This is a genomic window from Rickettsia peacockii str. Rustic, assembly GCF_000021525.1.
GTDB lineage: Bacteria > Pseudomonadota > Alphaproteobacteria > Rickettsiales > Rickettsiaceae > Rickettsia > Rickettsia rickettsii.
In genome coordinates this window covers 274,060-299,372 of record NC_012730.1, presented here as the reverse complement: position 1 = coordinate 299,372, position 25,313 = coordinate 274,060, and the positions used below count along the sequence as shown (strand labels likewise).

The following is a 25,313-nucleotide window of genomic DNA, read 5'->3' as shown; positions in this document are numbered from 1 at the left end:
AAATCTTGACTTCTACAAATTATATGTCATGCGATTATTATCCTTTTTATGTAGATCATCAGACAACAGAAGAGCATTTAGAAGACGATATAAAGATCAATATTGATGAATTTATTAAGTTTCTTAGAGGTCATCTGTAAATAAATTTTAATTAGTAATTAAAGAGCTTTTTTAGCGAAAATTGAAGTTAATTCTTAAAATCATTATTTAATAAATAAGATTCGCTATTCATTTCATTTAGTCTTGAAATAGTGCGTTTAAATTCTGCGGCTCGTGCTGAACCTTGATATATTTTATTTGGGTTATTTTCTAGGCTCATAAATAAGAGTATTTTATAGAAATAGGCATTATCGATAAAGTTGATAAATCTAACGGCTGTATTTGTATCGTTAGCATCGATAGTATGAACGTTCCCCACTATAATAACGTTAAAATTTTGGCAAATATTAACATAATCGATATAGCTTAAGCCTCTTGTAAATAATTCATTATAATCTGTTACTAATATTCTTTTATGCACTTTTTGAAAGGATATTTCTCTACCTAGAACCTGTATATTGCGAGGAGCAAGATTATTATCACTAATATCCGTGATAATTTTTTCAAGTTTGTTTTGGTTTTCTAAAGTTAAAGGATAAATTACCTCTTTAACTCTTAACGCTTTATCAAATCGATAATCATGTTGATTATCTAGATATTTAACATAAAATGTATTATTGATTATCTTTATAAAAGGTAAGAAAGATTCTCGTTGTAATCCGTCTTTGTACAGATTATTGGGACTCGTGTTAGAAGTTATAAAAATAAAAATATTTTGCTTTATTAATTCATTAAATGATCTACCGATTATCATTGCATCAGTAATATCTTTAATTTCAAACTCATCTATACATAACACTTTAGTTTGTTTAGTGTAGTTTTTAGCAATTTTAGGGATGATATCTTTTTGATTTGCTGTTTGTAATTTATGCATAGATTTATGAATTTCCTGCATAAAGTTCTGATAATGTATTATTATTTTAGGTGTGGTTAATTCTTCACAAAAAGAATTCATGAGCATAGTTTTACCGCTGCCCACCGGACCGTATAACTAAATTCCGCTTTCTAAGTTGTTTTGATTAAAGAATTTGAATAAACTTTTAGGCTTATTAAGTGCTGCTGCCAGCTGTTTTAATTCTTCTCGTAAAGCAGTTTGTTTTGAATCTCGTATTAATGAAGTAGAGGATTTAATCATCCAAAATATTTTTTATCTAGTTTGTTATAGGTTTTTTCTAAAATGTCGTTCCTAGCTAAAAGCAGGAAGGCTTTGTTGCGTGAATCAATTTCACCTCCGTCATCCCGTGGTTTGACCACGGGATCCAGTGAAAAATGCTAACCTTTAGCATTTTTTGTTATTTTTGCTAGATTGCCACGCTCCTTTTAGTTGCTCGCAATGACGGTTGTGATTATCATTTCCTACATAAAAGCGTTGCATCGCCGTAGCTAAAAAAACGCATTGCTTCTTTTATAGCATATTTATATAATTCATGCATCTCTTTAAATCCGGCAAAAGCACATATAAGCATAAATAAAGTAGATTTAGGAAAATGGAAATTAGTAAGTAGCATATCGGCTGTTTGAAATTTAAAACCTGGGGTTATGAAAATATCGGTTTTAAAGCTACCTGCTTTTACGATGCCGTTATTGCAAGAACTCTCAAGTGTTCTAAGTGTTGTAGTGCCGACTGCGATAATACGTTTCCCTTCTTGCTTTGCTTTATTGATAATTTCAGCAGTGTCAGGAGTAATAGAGCAATATTCGGTATGCATTTTATGTTCATGAATATTTTCGGTTTTTACAGGTAAAAAAGTTCCAGCTCCCACATGTAATGTTAAAAATGTGGCTTGTATGCCTTCTGCCTTAAGCTTATCAAGTATATCCTTTGTAAAATGCAAGCCTGCTGTCGGTGCTGCAACTGAACCTTCTATTTGGCTATAGACAGTTTGATAGCGGTCGTTGTCGTTTTGAGTGTTTGTCATCCCGTGGTTTGACCACGGTATCCAGTCATTATTTAAATATGTTTTGGATCCCGTGGTCGTAGCCACGGGATGACATAATGAGTGTGAACGCCTAATATAAACCGGTAGCGGCATCTCACCGTATTTATTTAAGAACTCGAATACAGAAATATCATTAAGCTCAAATTTTACTTTAATCTCACCCATTGCAAGTTTTTCGGTAATAATTACCTTATGATTATCAAAATAAAATTCATCATTTACATGAAGCTTTCGAGCTGGTTTAGCAAAAGCCGACCAACTATCATCTGATAATTTTTGATTCAAATTTATTGTAATATTTTTCCCCAAATTTAACTTTGCTTTTATTACCTTACTATTATTAAAGACTAATAAGTCCCCTTCTTTTAAGTAATCTATTATGTTGTAGAATTTGGTTTTAATAAGCGGCGTAACAGCAATTAGTAAATCTGAGTTATCACGTTCACTAGATGGATATTGTGCGATCAGTTCGCTTGGTAAATCAAAGTCAAAATCAGATAGTTTCATTGTTTAAATATTAGTGGCTAAAAAAGTGATTATAACAGCATATGACAATATTTAATATAATATTTTAGTTTATTGATTGCTTACTAATAAATAAACTATTTGTTGATAAAATGATTTTTTTCTGTACGATACAAAATACTATCAATTGAATCATTAAGGGAAATACTTGATAATCGATGATAGAAATAAATTTCATGAGATATTAAGCAGTAAAGATATAGAAGAAAATATGGGATTTAATAATATATATAAAATAAAAAGATATGAATTTTTTAGAGAAAGTTTTGTCAAAGAATTCAAAGCTTTGATTGAAGAAATACAAATATTTCTAGTGTGTACAATATGGCATACTGCACTGTAGATAAAATAGCAAGATCTCCTGACACTGCTATAGTTAAAGCAATTTGTCAAGGTGATTATGATTTAGTTTATAGTATGTTAACCGCTTTAAATATTGATCCAAATACAGAAGTATACACATTGGAAGGTGAGGCTAAATCTTTTTTATATTTTGCGTGTCATAATAATCAGAAAGGGATAGTAAGGCTTCTACTTGCAAAAGGTGCAAATATAATCCTTGACCACAACAGCGGTATGACCGTTTTTCACACTGCCCTAACAGCTCAACATTTTGATATGGCAGCATTTCTAATTGAAAATGGTGTGGATCCTAATTACGTAACAGGTGACAATATGACTTATTTAGAAATATGTACGTCCTATACCTAAATATAGCCATGGTAACCAAATTGCTCGCTTATGGTGCTAATATGAAAAACCGCATTTAAAAGTTTAGTAGACCTAACTAGAGAGTTTAATGATAGTAAGCAGAGTACAGATATGGTAAAAGTATTGTTACAATATGGTGCTAATCGAATATACTCGATCCTGACGGTCAAATGGTCCGTGACAAGGAAGCAATTTATGAACCTCTGAAAGCTCTTTTAACGCTTGAATCCACATTGCGTAAGAATGATTACAAGAAAATTAAGGCTATTGACAAGAAAGATTTAGCTGCGTTTGTTCAATGGAAAGCAGCAATATTACCGGTTGTAAAAGATGTTTCTAAGGATGAGTATATAAAAAGCCTATTAGAACTATATAATATTTTCAAATCAAATGAGTTTGGATTCGGATGATTCTATAAAACAACCATTAATAGAATTAGGAGGAAAGATAGCTAAATTGATACCGCCTTTAGAGTTTTTATGCATTTTAAAAATTGAAGATATTATTGATAGTAACGCTACAGATAAGATAGAATTACCTGAGAGTGCAATAAAAGCGATGACAGAGTGCCGACTACTCAAAGTTGAAGCCACAGGAGAAATAGTGGCTCATAATGATTTAGTTTAAAGGTTGAGGCTGGTTTTATGTCATTCCTGCTTTCGCAGGAATGACATAAAACATGGGTAATACCTCCTCACACTATTAACCCTTTAACTTGAGAGTTCCATAATTTTTGATATAGCTTACTATTTTTTAGTAATTCTGCATGGTTACCGTCATCGGTTATACTTCCCTTTTCAAAAACTAAAATTCTATCCATATTGAGTAAAGTAGATAATCTGTGGGCAATGACTATCACGGTTTTATTTTGCATTAAATAATCCATTGACTCTTGAATCAGGCTTTCCGTCTCGCTATCTAAGCTACTTGTTGCTTCATCGAGAATTAAAATAGGAGCATTTTTTAAGATGGCTCTTGCTATGATAATTCTTTGACGCTGACCGCCTGATAAGTTATTCCCCCGTTCACCGCACATAGTATCGTAACCGTCCGGTAGATTATCGATAACATCATGAATATGTGCAGCTTTTGCTGCTTCTATAACCTCCTCAAGAGTAGCTTCTTTTTTCCCGTATCTGATATTGTCCAAAATGGTACGATGAAAAAGCACCGGTTCTTGAGGTATAAGGCTAATGGCTTTTCTTAAAGAATCTTGAGTTACGTTTTTAATATTTTGATTATCTATTAAAATCATTCCTTCTTCTATATCATGTAACCTCGTGAGTAAACTAATAAAAGTGGTTTTCCCTGAACCTGAAAATCCAACTAGTCCTACTTTTTGTTTACTCGGTATTAATACCGATTTATTATAAAATAGATTGTTATTATGATGATAATTAAATGTAACATTTCTAAATTCAATAACCCCTTCTTTGATATCTAATGGAGTAGCGTTTGCAATATCAGTTATAATATGCGGTGCCATTAAAGATAAGCCTTGATTAAATGCCCCGACCTGCTCGAACATATCACCGATTTCTTGCGTTAAATCCCAAATATCGTCTGCTACATTTATACATAATGTTAGCACTAATACGCAATCACCTATGCTTATAGATAATTCGCTACGAAGTTTAGATAAATAATAAATCATTATAAAAATCATTATTGAACAAGAAGTCCCAAGAGCATAACGCAATTTGAACATAAAGAATTGCATAGTTTGCTCATCGGCTACGGCATTTTCTACTCTTGTTTCGAGATGTTGACGTTCAAATTTATGGGCTGTAAACATTCTAACCGCATTAATGTTGCTAATTGCATCTACGATACTACCGGCAACAAAAGATTGGCTTCTAGCATAATTTAATGAGTATTTATTGATTTTATCGGAGAAAAGAACACTAAGTCCTAAAAAAACCGTAATCCATAAAATAAATATCGTAGCAAAAACGTAATGTACTGAATATAAAGCAATTAATGCAAATACAATAATAGCGAGTTTACGAAGAATTTTTTCACCGAATATTGAAATAATCATCTCAAACGATCTTGCAGTTTCGGTAATACGATTGCTAATATGTCCTGCTAGATTATCCTGAAAGAATTTATGGCTATGATATTGGGTGTAATTATAAAGTTCATTTAGTATTTTCCCTTTTATTACGGGCATAGTCTTGAGATACAAATAATCATATGAACGATATGCTATATTAATACTCTCCCACCAAAGAGCATAAAATACTGCCCAGTAAATCATGGAAGATAAAAGATTATTAGCGTTCTTATCGCTGAAAGATTCTATTAAATCAATGATTTTCTGAAGTAATATACTATCAATCGCCGGAATCATACCGAGTAAAATACAAATTACAGTCAATAAAGTCATTTTAACTTTATCGAATTTTAAAAAATAAATACTTAAGCTAAATGTTGATTTAGATAAAGTAGGGTATTTTATCACGATAATGTACCTCGATTTTAAAATAATATATTAATTCGTGTTATTTTGGAGCATATTTTAATTTAATTATTTTAAAATATACCTAAAAATATTAAATCTGTGGAAAAATAATAAACAAGCCTTGCTTCTTACCTTAAATAATGCTACAAAATTCAGAAAATAACTTCAACATCATTAGAAATGCAAGAAAAAGAATTATCTAATAATTTTTTAGAAGAACAAGAAAAGTCTAAGGAAGACGATTCTCCGTTCTTTGATGTAAAATATATTTGTCAAGCAAGTTTATTAATTACGGATTCTATCCGAAAAGGGTATGATGTAACGCAATTGCCCAATGGTGATATTAATGTTACAGAAGTAAGAATAGTAAATGTTCATTATAATTGGAACTCCGAAAAAGGAAAATTTGTTAAAACTAATCAGATAGAATTTAATAATAGCAAAGGTGGATGATTAAATCAAATACTGTATACTCGCTTAATTTGAAAAATTGGCTACGTCGTCGTCCTATAAGTACTGTGGTACTCACGTATTAAGTATACGTTATTACACTGGGAGTATATTGTTATTGTCACAAAGCTTATTATCTTAAAACAGCAGCTTAAATATGGAATTTGATCAAGGATTATTATCAAGGATTCAATTTGCTTTTACCATAAGTTTTCATATAATATTCCCTGCTTTTACTATAGGGCTTGCAAGCTTTTTAGCGGTAATTGAAGGGTTATGGTTGAAAACAAAAAAGCCGGTTTATCAAGAAATATACAAATTTTGGGTGAAGATTTTTGCCGTTACTTTCGGTATGGGAGTAGTTTCGGGTGTTGTAATGTCTTATCAATTCGGTACTAACTGGTCGAATTTTTCAGATAAGGTTGGAAATGTCCTTGGTCCGCTTCTTGGTTTTGAAGTATTTACTGCCTTTTTCCTCGAATCTTCTTTTTTAGGTATAATGTTATTCGGCTTTAATAAAGTCAGTAAAAAAGTACATTTTATTTCTACGTTAATAGTTGCCGTTGGTACTGTAATCTCAGCTTTTTGGATACTTGCAGCTAGTAGCTGGATGCATACGCCTGCTGGTTTTGAACTGCGAGGCGAAGGATTCTTTTATCCTTTAAATTGGCTAGAAATTATCTTTAACCCTTCTTTCCCATATCGCTTTTTCCATATGATTACGGCGGCTTATTTAACTACTTCTTTTGTTATCGGTGGTGTAGCTAGCTTTTATTTACTAAATAATCGTTATAAAGAGCATGCTAAAATTATGCTTTTTATGGCGGTGTTAATGGCGTTAATCGTTGCACCTATTCAAATAGTTATTGGTGATCTGCATGGTTTAAATACTCTTAAATATCAGCCGGTCAAGGTCTCGGCTATGGAAGGTATTTGGAATACAGACAAAGGAGCAGCTTTTAATCTTATCGGCTTTCCTGACGGGGAAGAAGAAAAAACAAAATATGCTGTAGAAATACCTTATGTTAGTAGTTTAATCTTAACGCATAGTTTAGATGGTGAAGTGAAAGGATTAAAAGAATGGACAAAAGAAGAGCGTCCGCCGGTTGCAGTAGTATTTTTTAGCTTTCGTATTATGGTAGGAAGCGGTTGCTTAATGGTATTTACAGGTATTGTGGGGTTATATCTTTACTTGAAGAAAAGATTATATACTACGCATTGGTTGCAATATTGGTATATATTAATGTCACCTTCAGGTTTTATTGCAGTACTTGCCGGTTGGTTCGTAACCGAGGTAGGTAGACAACCTTATATAGTATATAATATTTTAAAAACCGTGGATACGGTATCACCGGTACTCGGCAAATATGTATTTATTTCTCTAATTGCTTTTATAGTAGTGTATGTGATCATTTTCGGAGCGGGTATATATTATATAATGCATTTGATAAAGAAAGGTATAGAAGTGATAGATAATAAAGAAATGTACGGAGAGAGTGGTTTGAATAACCCATTATTAGAAAAGTAATAAGCTTATGTTAAATTTTGCACCTTATATAGATTTACCGCTTGTTTGGGGTGGGCTTGTAGCTACCGCTATTTGTTTATATGTTTTATTAGACGGTTTTGATTTAGGAGTAGGAATCTTATTTCCGTTTGCACCTACCAATGATTGCCGTCATAAAATGATCAATTCTATTGCTCCTGTTTGGGACGGTAACGAAACTTGGTTAGTACTTGGCGGCGGTGGTTTATTTGCGGCTTTCCCGTTGGCATATTCGCTATTAATGCCGGCTTTATATATTCCTATTATATTGATGTTACTCGGTCTAATATTTCGTGGTGTAGCTTTTGAATTCCGTTTTAAGGCTCATATAGGTCATCGTTATATTTGGGACTACGCTTTTCATTTCGGTTCTATGATTACTGTTTTTTGTCAAGGTTTAATGCTTGGTACGTTTGTCCAAGGAATAGAGATAGAAGGACGAGAATTTGCAGGAGGGAGCTTTGATTTTCTTACTCCCTTTTCCGTTATGACGGGGATAGCATTAATATTCGGTTATGCACTCTTGGGTGCTACTTGGCTTATTCTGAAAACAGAAAAGACAACACAAGATTGGGCTTATAAATCTGCTTTATATATTTTATTTTACGTTGCACTTTTTATGGGGCTTGTAAGCTTATGGGTTCCTTTCTTAAATAACCACATAAATCATCGTTGGTTTAGTGTACCTAATATTTACTATTTATCTATTGTACCTATTGTAACTGCTTTAATATTTATCAAGTTAATTAAAGCCGTTAAGCAGAAAAAAGAAGTAAAGCCGTTTATTTATACGATCTTGTTATTTTTATTAGGATATTTAGGGCTCGCGATAAGCATATGGCCATATATCGTTCCTTATAAAGTTACGCTTGAAACTGCTGCAGCAGCACCGGAGTCACAGTCTTTACTGTTGATAGGGGCTGGGATATTCCTACCTGTCATACTTGGCTACACATTCTATTGTTATTATATATTCCGTGGCAAATCATCTCATCATCCGATATATTAAAAAATTTAAAAAAATAACCTCTTGTCTCAAAGGGTGGCAATGGTTTATTATCCTATGGCTTAGCGGATTATTATCCACATTACTTTTAACTTATGTAGTTAAGCTGGTGTTTAGGGTGATAGTAGGAATATAACCTTGACAAAACGTACTGTTTATAGTACGTTATTAATATTAAGTCTCACTAACTATAAGGAAAAAATAATGGAAATATATAATACAAGCGAAGCAAGAAGTAAGCTTTATAAACTTATAGATTATGTTTCTGATGTACACAAACCTGTTTATATTAAAGGTAAAAGAAATAATGTAGTTATAATTTCAGAAGAAGATTATCATAATATGGAAGAAACTTTATATTTATTATCTATTCCAAATATGCATAAGTCTATAATTGAAGGACGAGCAGAGCCTATAGCAAAGTGTAGCGATAAATTAAATTGGTAATTTTTTATAAATGTATATAATTCGTTATACTATACAAGCACAAAAAGATGCTAAGAAAATAGTGCAAGCCGGTTTAAAGAATAAAGTAGAAGTTTTATTAAACATAGTTACTGATCCTTGGAAAATTTACCCTCCATATGAAAAGCTCGTTGGTGACTTTAGCGGTTGCTATTCAAGAAGAATTAATATTCAACATAGGTTGGTTTATGAAGTTTATAAACAAGAAAAAGTTGTAAAAATTCTTAGAATGTATACGTATTATGAATAAGTCATTAACTGAAAAAATCTCAGCATTTATTATTACCAAAAATGAATCCACAAGGGTAGCACGAGCTATAAATAGCGTAAAAAATATTACTGATGAGGTGATAGTAGTCGATAGTGAAAGTACTGATGATACGGTAGCAATAGCTGAAAAATTAGGAGCAAAGGTAGTAATAAAACCGTGGCTTGGTTATGTAGGACAGAAATCTTTTGCCGAAAGCCTTTGCGTAAATGATTGGGTTCTTAATATTGATGCCGATGAGGAGTTGTCTAAAGAGTTACAAGACAAAATAGAGTATATTTTTGCCTCTCATAATCAAGATCGTTATTTAGCTTATCAAATAAAGCTGTTAATAATGCATCGTAATGACCAAAAGCCACGAATGTTTGCTCCATTTAATAAATGTACTCGGTTGTATAATAAAAAATTTGCAAGCTTTGCAAATACCGTAAATAGTACTACTCATGATTCGGTAATATTTAATAAAGATGTTGATTTTGCAGGTAAAATTTATCTATTAAATGAAGCTGCTTATCATTATTCGGGTACTTCAATTGAGCAGTTGGTCACTAAAGCAAATTTTTATTCTAACGAGCAAGCAAAAGATTTAGTTAAGCAAGGAAAAAAGCTTTCAAATTTTCGTTTAACAACAGAAATGATATGGTGGTTTTTTAAAGCGTTTTTTATCAGACGCTATTTTGTATTTGGTTTTGACGGTTTTGTAGATTCAATAATTTTTGCTTTTGCAAGATTTCTAAGGCTTACGAAGTTAAGAGAGTCATCGCTTAAATCAAAAAACGTCATTGCGAGCGACTATAAGGAGCGTGGCAATTGCATGAAGTAATATAAAATTCCTGAGATTGCCACGTCGATGCTATGCATCTCCGCGCAATGACGATTTAGAAAATAAAAGATAAATTATGAAAGAAAATTTTAATGTTAGTAAATTAAAAAACGGTTTGACAATTTTAACATATAATATGCCTTATGTTAATTCAGTAGCAATAAATTTAATTGCTAAAGTTGGAGCACGTTATGAGAATGCAGAAGAGGATGGCATATCTCACTTTCTTGAGCATATGGCTTTTAAAGGTACAAAAACTAGAACGGCAAAACAGATAGCGGAAGCGTTTGACTCTATAGGCGGACATTTTAATGCCTATACCGGTCATGAGAATACGGTATATTATGCACGAGTCTTGTCTGAAAATTGTGATAAAGCACTTAATATACTTGCCGATATAATTCAAAATTCTATTTTTTCTGATGAGGAAATAGCTAAGGAATATCAGGTGATCATGCAGGAAATTGCTCATCATCAGGATAATCCAGATGACCTAGTATATGAGAAATTTTATAATAAAGTTTATAGAGAACAACCATTGGGTAAGTCAATCTTAGGTACTGCTAAAACCCTTGCAACTTTTACGAAAGAACATTTTTTTAATTTTATAGATAAACATTATAATGCTGAAAATCTCTATTTATCAATTGCCGGTAATATTGATCATGATAAAATAGTAATTATAGCGGAACAGTTATTTTCTTCTTTGAAGCAAGGAGTAAAAAGTAGCTTTATTCCGGCAAAATATATAGGCGGAAACGGCTTTATTAATAAGGAGTTAGAGCAAACTAGTTTAGTGCTAGGGTTTGAAGGTACATCATATATTAATTTAGAAAAGCTTTACCAAACCCATCTACTTTCTATAATATTCGGTGGCGGTATGTCATCGCGTTTATTTCAAAGTATTCGTGAGAAATTAGGTTTAGCATATGCAGTAGGTAGTTATAATAGTGCTTATTTTGATAGTGGAGTGTTTACAATTTATGCATCCACTGCACATGATAAATTAGAATTATTATATAGAGAGATTAAAAACGAAATAATAAAAATGACTGAACAAGTAAGCACAGAAGAGATTCTTAGAGCTAAAACACAACTACGTAGTAATTTACAAATGGCTCAGGAGAAAAATACCTATAAGTCAGAAGAAATAGGTAAAAATTATTCTGTTTTCGGTCAATATATTTCTCCTGAAGAGATTATGGAAATTATCATGAGCATAAAAGCTGATGATATTATTAATACGGCAAATAAAATATTTAGTGGTACTACTACGTCGGCAATTATCGGTCCGAATGATCTTCAGGGATTTTAATGATATGCTTGTGTGGATACCAGAGTCGTCATTGCGAGCGGCCGTAGGCTGCGTAGCAATCTCATGAAATAATAACAAGCTCCCGAGATTGCTTCGTCAATTACTTCGTAATTTTCTCGCAATGACGAGGAAAATGAATTTTGAGACAAATAAATGAAAAAAAAATTATATGAAGGTTCAAGTAAAATTTTATATTCTGCCGAAGAAGATTTTTTACTTATAATGGCTTTTTCCGATAAGGCTATTTTAGAAACAGGTGAGATTGTTGATATATCAGGTAAAGGAGTACTTAATAATAATATTTCTTCCTTTCTAATGGATAAACTGGAAATGATCGGCATTGAAAATCATTTTATCGAAAAAATAAATATGAGGGAGCAATTAATTCAATATGTTGAGGTTTTCCCGATACAAGTAATAATATCATCAGTAGCGTGCAGTAGATTTGTAAAAGAATTCGGAATTGATGAAGGGTATGTATTTGATAAACCTATCATTGATTTTAAGGTCCGAAGTCGTGAATTTAAATATCCGATAGTTAATGAGTATCAAATATTAAATTTCGGCTGGTTAACTAGGGATGAAATTAAAGCGGTAAAAGAGCAGGCTTTGCGTATATATGATTTTCTAAGCGGCTTATTTATCGGTGTCGGGATTCGGCTTGTTGAGTGTAAATTAGAATTTGGGCGTGTGTTTAACGGTGAAGAATCTATCATTATGTTAACTGATGAAATTAGTCCGGATAATTGTAGATTATGGCATATTAACAGTAATGAAAAATTGGGATTTGAATTGCTTGAAAAAGAACCAAATAAGGTTTTTGAATCATATCAGCTAATAGCTGATCGTTTAAAAGAAAAATAAATATATTTTTTAAGCGATATATGCTATTTTGGACTGTTTAAGGTTTTATTACAAAGTTCAGTTTTTCGTCATTGCGAGGAAAATTACGAAGTAATTGACGAAGCAATCTCAGGATATTTAACGAGATTGCCACGCAGCCTACTGCTGCTCGCAATGACGATTAGGTGTCTACGCAGGAACAACATTTCTGATTTTTTATAATTTTTTACAGTAAAAAAGATGAAAATACGATTTATTATAATAAGCTTTATAGCTCTAATCCTAGTAGGGTGGGGATATGCTGCCTATAAATTTGAACATCAAAGTAAAGAAAATATTATCTCTATTCTTGATAAATATGAAGAATATATAACTTATGATGCAATAAAAGTTAATAAATATGGATTTAGTGTTACTTTAAATAAAGTAATGTTAAAACCTATAGATTTTTATTTTGATGAAATAGTTATTAGACATATACCGTTTTTGAATATTACAAAAATTGATTCTTACGGAAATAATGTAAAAATTACTACCGCTCAAGATGAAAAAAATATTTTTTACTCACCTGATCATCATACAACAATTTGGTTTAGAAAATCTTTGTTTAATAGAGAGCCTGATTATTGGAAATTAAGCTTGAGTGACAATAAATCAACTCTTTATAGTTCTCTAGATGCAGAAAAATTAGCAGAGAGTGATATTAGTAATTCTGTAATTACTAATACTAAGACATCGGATAACCTTAATTTGTTAATTTTGGATGGAAAAAATACTGTTTCTTTTATTTCTGAAAATTACAGAAGAAATTTATATGATAAAATTTTTGAATTTTTGAGAGATCAAATAGCTAATGACTCTGATACTGCTTTCTTTGAGTATGGTTTGACAAAGTTAGATATATTGAATTTACCTATTTCTTACAATTCCAAATTAAAACTAAAATATAGTGATGAGTTAGTAGCTCTTGGGAAATTATTAATTCAAAATTTTTCTCTAGATCAAAGGCAAGATGAGAATATGCATGCTGTTATTTTTATGCAGATGTTAGGAGAATTAGTAAAAGGTAAGCCGTTTTTATTTGCTTGTGATATTGAAAGAAAAGGAAAAGTAGAAAGTAATTTATATAAATTAAATATAGAAAAAGATAAAATTTTTGATTTTGCTTTAAATATTAAATCTACTATAGAACCTTCTGAAACATACCAAAAAACGGCAGCTGAAGCTTTAGGAAGCTACTTTAGTAATGGTTTAAACAAAAGAGCTGAGTTAGATAAATTTTTTAAACTAACTAGCCCTATTACTCAAGAAGATGGAGAAAGAGTAATGGGTGTTTTTGCAAAAATAAATAATTCCGAATTTAATTTAAAATGTGAGTTTGATCCTGAAGCAAAAAAATTATCCGGTAAAACTAATCTTGTAATGGATGATTTTAATTTTGCTATTAATATTGATATGCCTACTATAGATAATCCTCTGAATCTAGAAAGCGTAATAAAATTATCGGATCCGAGTGTGGTTATAAATAATTTTGTGCATTATACTAATAATGCTATTGTACCGGTGCTTAATAAAATAGAAGATTCTAAGGAATTTGCTTTAAATCTAGGACAACAATCTTCAATAATAAAGCAATACGGCTTTAGGGCAATAGAAGTTTTTAGTAAAAATTCTGAATTAAAAGACGGTGAATCTTTAGTAGTGGATGTAAAAAGTAAAGACGCCGGACTAACCTTTAACGATAAAGCTATTGATCAGATCCTTAGTGATGCAAGAGTATTAGAATTTATAAATGCCATGGCTCTATGATAGATCAAGAAAGCAAGTAGTCTAAGTGTCATTCCTGCTTTTGCAGGAATGAAATAAGAGCTACGAGATAAGGTCTACAAGTAAAAAATTTGAAGAAAAAATAAGTTATAAAAGAATGATTAATATTTCCTTCCCCGATGGGAGTATAAAACAATTTGCAAAAAACATTACCGCCTATGAAGTAGCAAATGCAATTTCAATGTCACTTGCTAAAGCAGCAATGGTTGCTGAAATAAACGGTGAGCTTCAAGACTTAAGTATCGTAATTGACAATGATTGCAAGCTTCGTATTTTAACTGCGAAAGATCCTGAATGTCTCGAGATAATAAGGCACGATGCGGCACATTTAACAGCAGAAGCAGTAAAGGAACTATTCCCTGAAACTCAGGTAACGATTGGTCCTGCAATTGAAAACGGTTATTATTACGATTTTGCTCGTGATACACCTTTTACCACTGATGATTTAGCCGTTATAGAAGCTAAAATGCAAGAACTTTCACAAAAGAACGAGCAAGTAACAAGAGAGCTATGGGATAGGGATAAAGCCGTAGAGTTTTTTAAATCGATAGGAGAGCATTATAAAGCCGAAATTATTGCTTCAATTCCGGCAGGTGAGCCAATTACTTTATACAGGCAAGGTAATTTTATTGATCTATGCCGAGGTCCGCATGCTCCTTCTACAGGGGTTGTTAAGCATTTTAAGTTGATGAAAGTTGCAGGAGCGTATTGGCGAGGTGATAGTCGTAATGAGATGTTGCAGCGTATATACGGCACTGCTTGGGCCACGAAGGAGCAGCTAGATAGTTACCTCTTGATGCTTGAAGAAGCCGAAAAGCGTGATCATAGAAAGCTTGGGCGTGAGCTTGATTTATTCCACTTCCAAGAAGAAGCTCAAGGAATGGTATTTTGGCATGATAAAGGCTGGAGTATATATAATACCATTGAGCAGTATATTAGGAAAAAGATTCGTAAAAACGGTTATACCGAAGTTAAGACTCCTGTTTTGGTCGATAAAAGCCTTTGGGAGGCTTCAGGGCATTGGGAAAAGTTTCGTGATGATATGTTTGCGTTAGAAACAGACGACAAGACATTAGCTTTGAAGCCGATGAACTGCCCTTGCCACGTGCAGATTTTCAAACAAGGTATCAAGAGTTATCGTGATTTACCTCTTCGTATGTCGGAGTTTGGTTTGTGCCATCGTAATGAGGCATCCGGTGCATTGCACGGTTTAATGAGAGTGCGGAGTTTAGTGCAAGACGATGCACATATATTTTGTGCTGCGGAACAAATTACAGATGAAACGGTTAGTTTTTGTAAATTACTGACTGAAGTTTATAAGGATTTCGGCTTTACTGATATAAAGGTAAAATTCTCTGATCGTCCTGAAATCAGAGCAGGGAGCAATGAAGTTTGGGATAAGGCTGAGAATGCTTTAAAAGAAGCAGTAGAACAAGCAGGGTTTACTTATACACTAAACCCGGGCGAGGGGGCATTTTACGGTCCGAAGCTTGAGTTTGTATTAACCGATGCGATAGGGCGGCAATGGCAATGCGGTACGCTTCAGATGGATTTTGTTTTGCCGGAGCGGTTAGACGCTAGCTATGTTGCAGCAAGCGGAGAGAAAAAAAGACCCGTAATGCTACATAGAGCGATCCTTGGCTCACTTGAGCGTTTTATTGGTATATTGATCGAAGAATATGCAGGTAGGTTTCCGCTTTGGCTTGCACCAGTGCAGGTTGCTATTGCAACTATTACCAGCGATTTGAACGATTACGCTTTGGAAGTGCAGAAAGCTTTAATTGATAACGGGGTAAGAACGGATTTTAATATCTCACCTGATAAAATTAACTATAAGATTCGTGAGTTTTCTAATCAAAAAATACCGATGATTGCAGTAATCGGTAAACAAGAGCAAAAAAATAAACAAGTAGCGATTAGAAGGCTCGGAACTACTGACCAAGAAGTATTATCGGTTGAGCAGTTAATAGCTGTGGTTAAAGAAGAGAATGAGAAATATTTGTAGCTTTTAAATCTAAAGGATGATATAAGATAATAATACGTATCATAGGGATATGATATCCTAATTAGGAAAAAATCCTAAGGAGATTATGTGAGAACTATTATTAATATAGCTGATTCGCAAATTAAAATTCTAGATAAACTATCCAAGAACAAAATATCAAGAGATAAAATTATTGGGCAAGCTTTAACTAGTTACATTGCTAGTAATGATCACAATAATAAGGCATTTGAAAACGCTTTTGGACTCTGGAAAGATAAAAATCTAGATAGTGTAGAATATCAGGCTAAATTATGTAATGAGTGGAACGAATGAAAGCTACCTTTGATACTAATATATTAATAGATTATCTACAATAATGTCATTCCGTTGATCGCACATGGGTGACAACTTAAGGATCGATGTCATTCCCGCGAAGGCGGGAATCTAGGGTAAAGCGAGATAAATCGAGCTTTCCAAACAAATCTTTTAGACCAAGATTTTTTTATAAAGTTTACTTTTCAAATAAAGCTTTAAGGTACTGGGTTCCCGCTTTTGCGGGAATGACATAAGAGTCATGCAACAAGGGCACGCAGGTATGATATAAAACGGGCCATGTAATAAGGCCGCTTTTATCTAAGAATAACATACATTTCTCAACTTATGAAAATCAAAACTTATTCTGTTTCTTTTTTATGGTCTGTTATAAAGCCGTATAAATATTGGTATTTTGTTATGATGCTTGGGCCTATTGCAAGCGGCTTTCATCCTATTATATATAATTATGCCGTAAAGCTTTTGCTTGATTTATTTACCCAAAATGAAAAGATTATATTTGCTCAAAGTTATAAACCAATAATATGGTTTGTAGCAGCACAAGCTATACTTGATGGTGCTTGGCGTGCTCATAACTTTGCACAACTTAAAGCAATGCCTCATATCTTTCAAGGCATGATGCATAAAATATGTAATCACTGTTTTAATTTGCCGTATACTTATTTTCAAAATAACCTTTCCGGTTCTATCGTTGGAAGAGTACGGGGCATAGGTGATAATTATTATAAAATGCACCAAGCAATCGAGTATCAATTAAGCAAACCGTTATTAATTACCTTGCTTTCCGGTATTGCCCTGGGTCTTACTAATATTAAAGTATTTGTTGTCATTAGTACCTTTATGGCTATTGACTTACCGCTTGCTTTACAGTTTTTTACTAAACTTGCTACAATGGAACAAGATAAGCAAGATTCTTGGTAGCTGATTGTATTATAAACATCTTTACTATTTTTTCGTTTGCAGCAAAGCAGCGAGAATTAAATAAAGTAAATGATTATTACATCCTCTAACAAAAATATTACAAATATGATATAATTATTTGTATAATACTCAGTTTAGTATATTGGGTATATAGGTGTATTTGTGTATGTAATTCATTTAACGTAATCTTGGTGAAATTAGTATTGGCGATATTGCTTTTATTATGTCCCTTACTTTTTTAGTTACTGAAAATTCGTGGCATGCCACTATGGAACTTAAAGACTTTTTAGAAGATATAGCAGCGTTTCGCTCCGCCTTTACAATCATGCAAATCCCACAAGATACTATAGATAAAAAATGCTGCTGAATTAAAAATCTTCAAAGGGGAGATTATATTTAAGGATATATCGTTTGCTTATAAAGAGGGGAGTAGTGTATTCCAGTCTCTTAATTTGTATATTAAAGCCGGTTAGAAAGTGGGTATTGTCGGGAATGCAGGTAGCGGTAAATCCACTTTAATTGCATTATTATTGAAAAATTTTAAGCCGGAATTTGCGATATTATAATCGATAACCAAAGCCTTTACGATACTTCCTTTGACAGCCTGTGGGAGCAGATATCATTAATTCCTCAAGATATTATGCTTTTTCATCGCTCAGTAGGTAAGAATATCGGATATGCAAAAGAGAATGCTTTGCCTTGGGAAATAGAAAATGCCGCCAAAGCTGCAAATATCCATGAATTTATCGAAAGTTTACCGGAAAAATATAACACCATTGTCGGTGAGAGAGGAGTAAAGCTAAGTGGTGGACAGAGGCAACGTATAGCAATTGTCCGTGCTATTCTTAAAAACGCTCCGATTTTGGTTTTAGATGAAGCAACTTCAAGCCTTGATAGCCATACAGAGCAAGAAGTACAAAAATCTATTAATACCATCTTGATATTGAGAATGTCACAATAATTGCTATAGCCCACAGATTATCTACTATCAAGCATATGGATAGAATTATTGTTATGGATAAAGGCAAGATCGTAGAAGACGGCACTTTTAAGGAACTCTGGGAGCATCAAGTTAACGGATTTGTTTAAACCGGCGTTATATTAAGAATATGTAAGGTATCTCTAGGCAACAAAAAGCTAACTATGAAGTTCATAACCTAATAAAAGGCATTTATTACATTTATAATCAAATATTTCATGAAATGTTGTTTTGAATTGCCAATCTTTTTTACAAGATGGACAATTTGAATAATTAGAACGTGCATAGGAGTTTCCTGATACCGGTGCTGCTATAGGATAAAAAACTTTCTTTTTTAAACATTTTTGTATTCGCTTACTCATTTTTCTTCCTTTTATAGAAATATCACTATCTAATTCTGCTAATTGTTTTTCCATTAAAGGTTCTAATGTTTATAGTTTGAAAGCCATAAGCTGTAAGCCACCGCATAATCATTTTACCAAGAAGTAATTGTTCCTCCGAGATATCGGTCTTTATCATTTATTATATATAAAGGTAGATATCTCCCCTCATCTGTACGTAATATAAGCTGCTCTTCATAAGCTTTTGACCATGAAATAGGATATAAATAGAGAAATTTTGCATTTTCAATATTTTTTTCGATATCAATAGGTGTTTCACTAACATAGTCTGCTGTTATTTTATAACTAATTATTACGCCCAATTGCTCTAATTCATCTTTATCTTTCAATGCATTATAGCTTAAATGTGAAGCATGCAAAGCATCTTTATTAGGAATTACTGCATAAAAAACCAATTTATTTTGTGTAAGACTAAAAATTCTCCATTATTTAATATATTACCGTTTTGGTATAAAGAACCGATAAAACTACAAAGTAAATGCCAATAATAAGAATTGCTTACTTTTATTAAACGATATAGTAACAAGATATATATTAGACATAGTTTAAATAAAATTTACCTATTTAGCTAAGAATGCTGCCTTTTATAATCTAACTTAATTGGAGTTTATTCCTAAAAAATTACTATTTAGGAATAAACTCCTAAATAGTTATATTAGTATATAAGTAAAGGATAAAAAATATAATTGATTTTAAACATGCTTTAAAGAAAAGTATAAAATACTACTTTTCAAAGAAAAGAGTTATACCCCTAAGGCTTTTTTTCCTTTAGATTGTTCTTGTTCAACTGTTTGAGTATGAGACTTAACTTGAGGAATTGCAAGATCGACTACATGTTCATATCTAACGCCATTTTCAAATAAAACTTGACCGCATTTATTCACTTGAATAACATCTTCTTTAGAGAATTTATTTAACATAACTTCCGTGATGTTATAAAGGAATTTCCAAGATAGTTCTATTCTTTCTTGTAATGTCAGCTTTTTATTTTCTGGTTTTTGACTATTAAGGGCCACATTTGGCGAATCATCAATATTACCTCCTTCAGCAGGTAATATATTTTTTTTACGTGCTGCTATTTTCTTATACATTAAAAATATTAATAATAATGCTAATAAGCAACCTATGGCAATTAAAATATGAGTATTAGAATTAGACACTATTTTGCTCTTCCTTGTTGTTGAGTTAAGTTGTGTGTTTTAGAAAGTATAGTAACCACTGCTTTACCTATATTAACTAAGTTAGCTATATCAGGAGTTAGCTTTGCAATTGCTAAGACCGGAGGCGGTAATAAGTTAGTTTTTATTGTGAGACTTATAACATTTCCGAGTTCTTGACTTCCTGGTATTACTCCTACTATTTTTTTATGTCGCTTACAACTTTCGTAGCTTTTTCTGCTGCTTTACATAAGGATTCTATCTTTTCGCTACAAGAAGCTTCCGGATGTAATACTTTTAATAATTCTGTTTTAGCTTCATTTAGATTACCAGAAATAGTATTCTTTACAGAGTTTAATTTGTCAATATTTGTATCTTGTGGAATTGCACTTTCAATATTACTTTTTAGTTCTGTTATTTTTTCTTCTACTTCATCTTTGTTTTTTGGTATAGCTTTAGTAGCTTTTACAATATTCTCTAGTGAAGCTTGGTTATTAGGGTTTTTATTTGCTATTTCAATAATTTTTCGAGTCGGTTCTTTTGATATTTCTGAAATTGTAGCAACTTTTTTGGCTTTTTCATAGATGTTTTCAAGCTTCTCATGAGATTTAGCTTCTTCCCTTATTTCTTTTATATCATTATGCAATTTTGTTATTTTTGGCAATAATTTTTTCAGAGTCAATAAAATTATTTACTTTTTCAAGTATTCCTCTTGTTTGTATAAATATTCCAAGCATCGGTATTTGAGTCGATATAACCCCGACTAATATATTGTCTAATGATTCTATAATTTTTTTAGAAGCTCCAGGATAGAGTTTATCTCATTCTTGCTGAAATAAAATGTGTTCTAAAACATTTAAACATTTTTCTACAATAATCCTGTCAAATAAAAAGATATCTTTTGTTTTTTTAACTGTTCTTGATATGCTTTCTCAAGCGCTTCAGATAAAGTAGTTATAGATTCTTGGATTGTCCTATTAAAAAGTTTTTCTATTTTCGCTACATCGATATTTTCAGTGTGAGATAATTCATTAAAGAATTTTGTAAAATATAAAATAAGATCTTCTAAATCTTTTACATTCATTTTCAAAGATTTGGTAAAACCTTTTAATTTTATTAAAAGTCTTTGTTATTCTTTATTTATTTAATCCGCTGAAACTAGAAAAATCAATTATAGACATAAAATTTTATTTTGTTATCAAATATTAATTAATCTTAAAGCTTTATAACCGTAAAATAAAATGTAAAATAGTTATCATTGCCCTTGAGATTAATTTTTGTTATATTACGTGCTAACATTGCTTACGTGCTAACATTGCTACAATAGATTTATATTGTTTTATTAGGATATAGGTATATTCTTGAAAGATTAAACTAATCTAACTAACATATTATCAATTATTCAAGAAATTTATGCGTAAATTAATTACATTTATTGTTACGTTATTACTAACTAGTTCGGTTGCAGCAGTTGATTTGCAGGGAGCTTTAACTGAAGGATATAAGAATAATGAGGAGCTGAAAGCTGCTAGAATTAAGTTTTTAGACTCGATTGAGCAGTTTCCGCGAGCCTTTTCGGGGTTTATGCCTAGTGCCGGATTACAGATTAATAGACAACATAATAAGACTAAATATAATAAAAAATATGCTGATAGGCTTGGTCTTACTCCAAGGGAAACAGATAGTGATCAAGGTGCATTAACAATTCAACAGTCTCTATTTAATGGTGGTTCTAGCGTTGCGGCTCTTAAAGCTGCTCAAGCAGGATTTAGAGCTGCACGGGGTGCATATTATGCCGGTGAACAAAAAATATTATTAAATTTAATAACTGCGTATCTTGATTGTTTTGAGAGCAAAGCGAAATATGATATTTCCGAAAGTAGAGTTCGCACTAACATACAACAAGTTAACACCGTTGAGGAAAAATTAAGACTTGGAGAAGCAACGGAAGTAGATATAGCAACCGCAAGAGCGGGGCTTGCAGCAGCAGAAACGAATAAACTAGCTGCTTATGCCGATTTTCAAGGAAAAAAAGCAAATTTTATTAAAGTATTTGGAATAGAGCCGACTAATATAACTATGCCTGAGTTACCTAAAATGTTACCTGCTTCATTAGATGAGTTAACTGGAAGAGCTGCTAAACTCAATCCTGACATTGATTCGGCAAGGCATAATGTAACTGCGGCTAAAGCTTTAGAAATGGCAGAAAAAGGGAAATTATTACCGCAAGTAAGTGTGCAACTGCAATCCGGTAGAACATACTACAATCCACAAGGTGATATAAATGCTAGAAATGTAAATGCTATAAATAATAGAAGCTATACTACTACTCTTTCGGTAAATATCCCTATTTATCCTGAGGGAGGAGCTCAATATTCAAGAATCAGATCGGCTAAAAATCAAACAAGAAATAGTGCAGTTCAGCTTGATAATGTGATAAAGCAGACCCAAGCAGGGGTTGTAAGCGTGTGGGAGGGATTTGAAGCAGCAAAATCTCGTATTGTTGCCGCTAATCAAGGAGTGGATGCTGCTCAAATATCATATGACGGTACTGTGCAAGAGGAAATAGTCGGATCTAAAACAATATTAGATGTTTTAACTGCCGAAGAAAAATTATACGAAGCAAAAATAACTCGTGTGGATGCGTATAAATCTTCAGTACTTGCGGCATATCAAATGAAATTGTTAACCGGCGAGCTAACGGCTCAAAGTTTAAAACTTAAAGTAAAATATTTTAGTCCTGAAGAAGAGTTTAAGACTATTAAAAAGAAAATGTTTATAGGTTTCTAACGTGAGTAAGGACAATAAAAAGAACCAAGATATGTCGATAGAAGACATATTAAAATCGATTAAAGGAGTAATAAACGAGCGTAAAAATCCTATTCATGAAAATGATAGCGAAGATGAAGATGTATTAGAGCTAACGGAAATAGTAAATCAAGATGAAGAAGAAAAGTTAATATCAACTAAATCTGCTGAAGAGGTAGGTGATATTTTTAAAAATTTTACTGATACTATTAAAGATAAAAAGCTGGATAATAATATCTCATCTAAAAATGCACTTGAAGAATTAGTCGTTGAGATGTTAAAACCAGAACTTAAAGCTTGGCTTGATAAAAATCTACCTGTACTTGTTAAAGAGTTAGTAGAGATTGAGATAAAGAAATTGGTAAAGAATAGTAAGAGGTAGGGGAGTGAATGTCATTGCTAGCTAAAAGCGGGGGAGGTGTATGGCTTGTTTATGTCATTCCCGCGGAAGCGGGAATCCAGCAATTAAAAGGTATATACACAGTAAGTTTTAATATTAAAAGCTCGATTTATCCTGGATTCCTGCTTTCGCAGGAATGACATCGAACAACCTCCTGCTATCAAATAAATTATTTAATAAGGAATTATATGTTAAATAAATTATGTAAGATATTATTTTTTATAAATCTATTATTAGTGATAGTTCAAAGTTATGCTTCACCTCCGCCCTTACCGCCATCATTACCGGCTGCCGAAGTAGATACTAAAGATAAGGATGTTCGCTCTAGTGCCGATATTTCTTTTTTTGATAAATTTAAGCAATTTTTTAGTAAACCAAAAAAGAAAGATATACCCCCTAAACAAGCAAATGAACAAACTAAAGCAGCCCATCAAGAAGAACCAAAGCTAGCTTCCCAAGAGCCTAATGACAATGAACAAGCTGAGCCGTTTATAGATGTCGGTAATACAGCATTGCCTAGTGCTACAAGTGATAACGTTCATACAAATCCCAGTCATGAAAGTAGTGTAAATTTAGCTTCTCATGACATTCAGGAATCTAATGAAGCCGAGGCATCTGAACCTTTTATAGATATTGGTAGTGCAACGTTACCTAGTGTTACAAGTAATGAAATGCATGAAGCACAAGTTGCTTCTAATGAGCATAATGATACAAATTTAGCTTCTAATATTATAATTCCTAACGTACCGAGACCGATAGTATCTATGCCTCCGGCTCAAGCAGGAAGTTATGTAGTGCCTCCGCAGCGACCGGTGCAAATATATAAACCAACCAATTTGCCGCCTGTGCATAAGCCTATTCCGCTTAATCCCCCTCCTGATGCTAATAAAGAGGAAGAAAGCGTAGCACCGATAGCACCGCCCTCTATAACTAATATACCTGCTGTTTCTCCACCTGTGGTTAGCCCGCCGGTAACCCAAGATAATACATCAAGTACTATGCCGACAACAGTACCTCCGGCAGTACCTAGTAATGTACCTGCACCTTCGGTAATGCCTACAAATCAACCTTCTACACAGCCTATAACACCGACTAGCCCAAATACACCCGTTACTACTCCGTCTAAAGTAATTCCTACAACCGATTCTTCAGCAGAACTCAATAACTCGCAAGAGACATTTGTAGCTGTTTCAGATGTCCCAAAAAAACAAGATTGGAATACGCCGCTTATACCCGTTGTTGTAGTGAAGCTGAATCAACTTCAGCCTTTACAAATTAATAATAATCAAACTACAAATAATCAAGAGAAATCACCTCCGGCAAGCTCTCCAAATGTCACGATTCAAAAACAAGATAATAACGTAAATAATGAAACATCGGAGTTGGTAACAAAATTTGTTAAAGATGAAACACAAATGTTACTTTTACCTGATGATGATATAGTTCTTGGTAAACTAACAGAGCAGGCGACTTTAGAGCAGATGGATATGTATGCATATATAAAGCTGTTCCAAAAGAAAGCAGAATGGATAGCAAGTGCCGAAAGAAGAAAAGTTGTAGAGAGTTTTATTAAATATGATAATGATATAAATAAAAAGAAAGATATTTATGCCAATCTATCTTATTGTAGTGCAGTAGAGAATGCTTTTAGAGCAGTGGATAGAAACAATCTTTTTGGGTTGCGTGCGTTACTTGATGTTTATCCTATATTGCAAGAAAAAGGTAGAAGCGGTGAGACATTACTAACTGCTGCTATTTATAACGATAATTACTATTTAGCAAAATTTTTGGTCATACGAGGTATTAAAATTTCTACTCTAAATGATGAGTGCCAATATCCATTAGATATTGCATTAGCTCAAGGAAACGCTAACATAGCTTGTATGTTAATCAAAGCTAAGGGATATTGATAAGATTATTTTTATCGTCATTGCAAGCGACTGTAAGGAGCGTGGCAATCTCATAAAATAGTATAAAATCCTGAGATTGCTTCGTCAAAACTTACAGTTTTGCCTCGCAATTACGTAGAGTTTTCAAACAATTTCTTT

27 protein-coding genes and 3 pseudogenes are annotated in these 25,313 nt (G+C 32.6%); 22 read left to right on the top strand and 8 right to left on the bottom strand.

Going from position 1 to position 25,313, the window contains the following annotated elements; all coding sequences use genetic code 11:
- Window positions 1-187: 187 nt before the first annotated feature.
- Window positions 188-1,234 (bottom strand): annotated as a pseudogene (gene zapE / locus RPR_RS01885) (cell division protein ZapE).
- Window positions 1,235-1,448: 214 nt separating this feature from the next.
- Window positions 1,449-2,546, bottom strand: a complete 1,098-nt coding sequence (gene queA / locus RPR_RS01880) for a tRNA preQ1(34) S-adenosylmethionine ribosyltransferase-isomerase QueA (protein ID WP_012736513.1) — start codon at window positions 2,544-2,546, stop codon at window positions 1,449-1,451.
- A 166-nt stretch (window positions 2,547-2,712) separates the two neighbouring features.
- Between queA and RPR_RS08935 the strand changes: the two genes are divergently transcribed.
- The 4 genes from RPR_RS08935 (at window position 2,713) to RPR_RS08920 (ending at window position 3,902) form a co-directional block, all read left to right on the top strand.
- On the top strand, window positions 2,713-2,907 hold the full coding sequence (locus tag RPR_RS08935; RefSeq protein ID WP_085065617.1) for a hypothetical protein: 195 nt from the start codon (window positions 2,713-2,715) through the stop codon (window positions 2,905-2,907).
- Window positions 2,889-3,275 carry an ankyrin repeat domain-containing protein gene (locus RPR_RS08930; protein WP_228368880.1) on the top strand — a complete coding sequence of 129 codons (387 nt, stop codon included), beginning with the start codon at window positions 2,889-2,891 and terminating at the stop codon, window positions 3,273-3,275. Before RPR_RS08935 ends, RPR_RS08930 begins: the two co-directional genes overlap by 19 nt.
- 170 nt (window positions 3,276-3,445) lie before the next feature.
- The gene (locus RPR_RS08925; protein ID WP_085065616.1) at window positions 3,446-3,685 is read left to right on the top strand and encodes a hypothetical protein; all 240 of its coding nucleotides are present in this window, start codon (window positions 3,446-3,448) and stop codon (window positions 3,683-3,685) included.
- Window positions 3,666-3,902 carry a hypothetical protein gene (locus RPR_RS08920; protein WP_085065615.1) on the top strand — a complete coding sequence of 79 codons (237 nt, stop codon included), beginning with the start codon at window positions 3,666-3,668 and terminating at the stop codon, window positions 3,900-3,902. Before RPR_RS08925 ends, RPR_RS08920 begins: the two co-directional genes overlap by 20 nt.
- Window positions 3,903-3,969: 67 nt before the next feature.
- On the opposite strand, the gene RPR_RS01855 is transcribed toward RPR_RS08920, so the two are convergent.
- Window positions 3,970-5,739, bottom strand: coding sequence for an ABC transporter ATP-binding protein (locus RPR_RS01855; RefSeq protein WP_012736512.1), 1,770 nt, complete (start codon window positions 5,737-5,739; stop codon window positions 3,970-3,972).
- A gap of 180 nt (window positions 5,740-5,919) precedes the next feature.
- Here RPR_RS01855 and RPR_RS01850 point away from each other — a divergent pair, with 180 nt between their 5' ends.
- The 14 genes and pseudogenes from RPR_RS01850 (at window position 5,920) to RPR_RS08915 (ending at window position 18,481) form a co-directional block, all read left to right on the top strand.
- Window positions 5,920-6,192, top strand: a complete 273-nt coding sequence (locus RPR_RS01850; protein ID WP_010976947.1) for a DUF2671 domain-containing protein — start codon at window positions 5,920-5,922, stop codon at window positions 6,190-6,192.
- A 154-nt stretch (window positions 6,193-6,346) separates the two neighbouring features.
- Window positions 6,347-7,717, top strand: a complete 1,371-nt coding sequence (locus RPR_RS01845; RefSeq protein ID WP_012736511.1) for a cytochrome ubiquinol oxidase subunit I — start codon at window positions 6,347-6,349, stop codon at window positions 7,715-7,717.
- 7 nt (window positions 7,718-7,724) lie between these two features.
- Window positions 7,725-8,744 (top strand): cytochrome d ubiquinol oxidase subunit II, encoded by a 1,020-nt coding sequence (cydB, locus tag RPR_RS01840; protein WP_012736510.1) that lies wholly within the window; start codon window positions 7,725-7,727, stop codon window positions 8,742-8,744.
- Between the two features lie 201 nt (window positions 8,745-8,945).
- A complete protein-coding gene (locus RPR_RS01835; protein WP_012150507.1) occupies window positions 8,946-9,188 on the top strand; it encodes a type II toxin-antitoxin system Phd/YefM family antitoxin in 243 nt (80 codons plus the stop codon).
- 10 nt (window positions 9,189-9,198) lie between these two features.
- Window positions 9,199-9,456 (top strand): Txe/YoeB family addiction module toxin, encoded by a 258-nt coding sequence (locus tag RPR_RS01830; RefSeq protein WP_012736509.1) that lies wholly within the window; start codon window positions 9,199-9,201, stop codon window positions 9,454-9,456.
- On the top strand, window positions 9,449-10,297 hold the full coding sequence (locus RPR_RS01825; protein ID WP_012736508.1) for a glycosyltransferase family 2 protein: 849 nt from the start codon (window positions 9,449-9,451) through the stop codon (window positions 10,295-10,297). Before RPR_RS01830 ends, RPR_RS01825 begins: the two co-directional genes overlap by 8 nt.
- Window positions 10,298-10,373: 76 nt before the next feature.
- Window positions 10,374-11,612 carry a M16 family metallopeptidase gene (locus RPR_RS01820; RefSeq protein WP_012736507.1) on the top strand — a complete coding sequence of 413 codons (1,239 nt, stop codon included), beginning with the start codon at window positions 10,374-10,376 and terminating at the stop codon, window positions 11,610-11,612.
- 153 nt (window positions 11,613-11,765) lie between these two features.
- Complete coding sequence (locus tag RPR_RS01815; protein WP_004996420.1) at window positions 11,766-12,476, top strand: phosphoribosylaminoimidazolesuccinocarboxamide synthase; 711 nt, start codon at window positions 11,766-11,768, stop codon at window positions 12,474-12,476.
- A 219-nt stretch (window positions 12,477-12,695) separates the two neighbouring features.
- Window positions 12,696-14,284 (top strand): annotated as a pseudogene (locus RPR_RS01810) (phosphoribosylaminoimidazolesuccinocarboxamide synthase).
- Window positions 14,285-14,379: 95 nt separating this feature from the next.
- The gene (gene thrS, locus RPR_RS01805; RefSeq protein WP_012736505.1) at window positions 14,380-16,287 is read left to right on the top strand and encodes a threonine--tRNA ligase; all 1,908 of its coding nucleotides are present in this window, start codon (window positions 14,380-14,382) and stop codon (window positions 16,285-16,287) included.
- 87 nt (window positions 16,288-16,374) lie between these two features.
- Window positions 16,375-16,599 (top strand): hypothetical protein, encoded by a 225-nt coding sequence (locus tag RPR_RS01800; protein ID WP_012736504.1) that lies wholly within the window; start codon window positions 16,375-16,377, stop codon window positions 16,597-16,599.
- 327 nt (window positions 16,600-16,926) lie between these two features.
- Window positions 16,927-17,520, top strand: a complete 594-nt coding sequence (locus tag RPR_RS01795; RefSeq protein WP_228368879.1) for a hypothetical protein — start codon at window positions 16,927-16,929, stop codon at window positions 17,518-17,520.
- 476 nt (window positions 17,521-17,996) lie between these two features.
- Window positions 17,997-18,086 (top strand): ATP-binding cassette domain-containing protein, encoded by a 90-nt coding sequence (locus tag RPR_RS09685; RefSeq protein WP_146603322.1) that lies wholly within the window; start codon window positions 17,997-17,999, stop codon window positions 18,084-18,086.
- Window positions 18,071-18,481: an ATP-binding cassette domain-containing protein gene (locus tag RPR_RS08915; protein WP_343230982.1), complete on the top strand. Its 411-nt coding sequence runs from the start codon at window positions 18,071-18,073 to the stop codon at window positions 18,479-18,481. The genes RPR_RS09685 and RPR_RS08915 overlap by 16 nt, the downstream gene beginning before the upstream one ends.
- A gap of 176 nt (window positions 18,482-18,657) precedes the next feature.
- Here RPR_RS08915 and RPR_RS08910 read toward each other — a convergent pair whose 3' ends face one another.
- The 5 genes from RPR_RS08910 to RPR_RS01760 form a co-directional block, all read right to left on the bottom strand.
- Window positions 18,658-18,915, bottom strand: coding sequence for a DUF2310 family Zn-ribbon-containing protein (locus tag RPR_RS08910; RefSeq protein ID WP_045805356.1), 258 nt, complete (start codon window positions 18,913-18,915; stop codon window positions 18,658-18,660).
- A gap of 59 nt (window positions 18,916-18,974) precedes the next feature.
- Window positions 18,975-19,295 (bottom strand): hypothetical protein, encoded by a 321-nt coding sequence (locus tag RPR_RS08905; RefSeq protein WP_228368878.1) that lies wholly within the window; start codon window positions 19,293-19,295, stop codon window positions 18,975-18,977.
- A gap of 348 nt (window positions 19,296-19,643) precedes the next feature.
- Window positions 19,644-20,060, bottom strand: a complete 417-nt coding sequence (locus tag RPR_RS01770; protein WP_012736503.1) for a DUF2660 domain-containing protein — start codon at window positions 20,058-20,060, stop codon at window positions 19,644-19,646.
- Between the two features lie 196 nt (window positions 20,061-20,256).
- On the bottom strand, window positions 20,257-20,703 hold the full coding sequence (locus RPR_RS01765) for a hypothetical protein (protein ID WP_228368877.1): 447 nt from the start codon (window positions 20,701-20,703) through the stop codon (window positions 20,257-20,259).
- A gap of 222 nt (window positions 20,704-20,925) precedes the next feature.
- A complete protein-coding gene (locus RPR_RS01760; protein ID WP_012736501.1) occupies window positions 20,926-21,141 on the bottom strand; it encodes a hypothetical protein in 216 nt (71 codons plus the stop codon).
- A 329-nt stretch (window positions 21,142-21,470) separates the two neighbouring features.
- On the opposite strand from RPR_RS01760, the gene RPR_RS01755 reads away from it, so the two are divergent.
- The 4 genes and pseudogenes from RPR_RS01755 to RPR_RS01740 all read left to right on the top strand — a co-directional run bounded on the left by RPR_RS01755 (window position 21,471) and on the right by RPR_RS01740 (window position 25,175).
- Window positions 21,471-22,847, top strand: coding sequence for a TolC family protein (locus RPR_RS01755; RefSeq protein ID WP_012736500.1), 1,377 nt, complete (start codon window positions 21,471-21,473; stop codon window positions 22,845-22,847).
- Window position 22,848: 1 nt separating this feature from the next.
- Window positions 22,849-23,247: a DUF2497 domain-containing protein gene (locus RPR_RS01750; RefSeq protein ID WP_012736499.1), complete on the top strand. Its 399-nt coding sequence runs from the start codon at window positions 22,849-22,851 to the stop codon at window positions 23,245-23,247.
- A gap of 8 nt (window positions 23,248-23,255) precedes the next feature.
- A pseudogene (locus RPR_RS08900) lies at window positions 23,256-23,464 on the top strand (hypothetical protein).
- On the top strand, window positions 23,454-25,175 hold the full coding sequence (locus RPR_RS01740; protein WP_012736497.1) for an ankyrin repeat domain-containing protein: 1,722 nt from the start codon (window positions 23,454-23,456) through the stop codon (window positions 25,173-25,175). The pseudogene RPR_RS08900 and the gene RPR_RS01740 overlap by 11 nt, the downstream one beginning before the upstream one ends.
- Window positions 25,176-25,313: the final 138 nt, after the last annotated feature.

What these genes read in the sequence shown, in the direction of transcription:
- queA (WP_012736513.1), bottom strand. Translation starts at nt 2,546, where the DNA reads ATGAAACTATCTGATTTTGACTTTGATTTACCAAGCGAACTGATCGCA.
- RPR_RS08930 (WP_228368880.1), top strand. Translation starts at nt 2,889, where the DNA reads ATGGCATACTGCACTGTAGATAAAATAGCAAGATCTCCTGACACTGCT.
- RPR_RS08925 (WP_085065616.1), top strand. Translation starts at nt 3,446, where the DNA reads ATGGTCCGTGACAAGGAAGCAATTTATGAACCTCTGAAAGCTCTTTTA.
- RPR_RS08920 (WP_085065615.1), top strand. Translation starts at nt 3,666, where the DNA reads ATGAGTTTGGATTCGGATGATTCTATAAAACAACCATTAATAGAATTA.
- RPR_RS01850 (WP_010976947.1), top strand. Translation starts at nt 5,920, where the DNA reads ATGCAAGAAAAAGAATTATCTAATAATTTTTTAGAAGAACAAGAAAAG.
- RPR_RS01845 (WP_012736511.1), top strand. Translation starts at nt 6,347, where the DNA reads ATGGAATTTGATCAAGGATTATTATCAAGGATTCAATTTGCTTTTACC.
- cydB (WP_012736510.1), top strand. Translation starts at nt 7,725, where the DNA reads ATGTTAAATTTTGCACCTTATATAGATTTACCGCTTGTTTGGGGTGGG.
- RPR_RS01835 (WP_012150507.1), top strand. Translation starts at nt 8,946, where the DNA reads ATGGAAATATATAATACAAGCGAAGCAAGAAGTAAGCTTTATAAACTT.
- RPR_RS01830 (WP_012736509.1), top strand. Translation starts at nt 9,199, where the DNA reads ATGTATATAATTCGTTATACTATACAAGCACAAAAAGATGCTAAGAAA.
- RPR_RS01825 (WP_012736508.1), top strand. Translation starts at nt 9,449, where the DNA reads ATGAATAAGTCATTAACTGAAAAAATCTCAGCATTTATTATTACCAAA.
- RPR_RS01820 (WP_012736507.1), top strand. Translation starts at nt 10,374, where the DNA reads ATGAAAGAAAATTTTAATGTTAGTAAATTAAAAAACGGTTTGACAATT.
- RPR_RS01815 (WP_004996420.1), top strand. Translation starts at nt 11,766, where the DNA reads ATGAAAAAAAAATTATATGAAGGTTCAAGTAAAATTTTATATTCTGCC.
- thrS (WP_012736505.1), top strand. Translation starts at nt 14,380, where the DNA reads ATGATTAATATTTCCTTCCCCGATGGGAGTATAAAACAATTTGCAAAA.
- RPR_RS01795 (WP_228368879.1), top strand. Translation starts at nt 16,927, where the DNA reads ATGAAAATCAAAACTTATTCTGTTTCTTTTTTATGGTCTGTTATAAAG.
- RPR_RS08910 (WP_045805356.1), bottom strand. Translation starts at nt 18,915, where the DNA reads ATGGAAAAACAATTAGCAGAATTAGATAGTGATATTTCTATAAAAGGA.
- RPR_RS01760 (WP_012736501.1), bottom strand. Translation starts at nt 21,141, where the DNA reads ATGAATGTAAAAGATTTAGAAGATCTTATTTTATATTTTACAAAATTC.
- RPR_RS01755 (WP_012736500.1), top strand. Translation starts at nt 21,471, where the DNA reads ATGCGTAAATTAATTACATTTATTGTTACGTTATTACTAACTAGTTCG.
- RPR_RS01740 (WP_012736497.1), top strand. Translation starts at nt 23,454, where the DNA reads ATGTTAAATAAATTATGTAAGATATTATTTTTTATAAATCTATTATTA.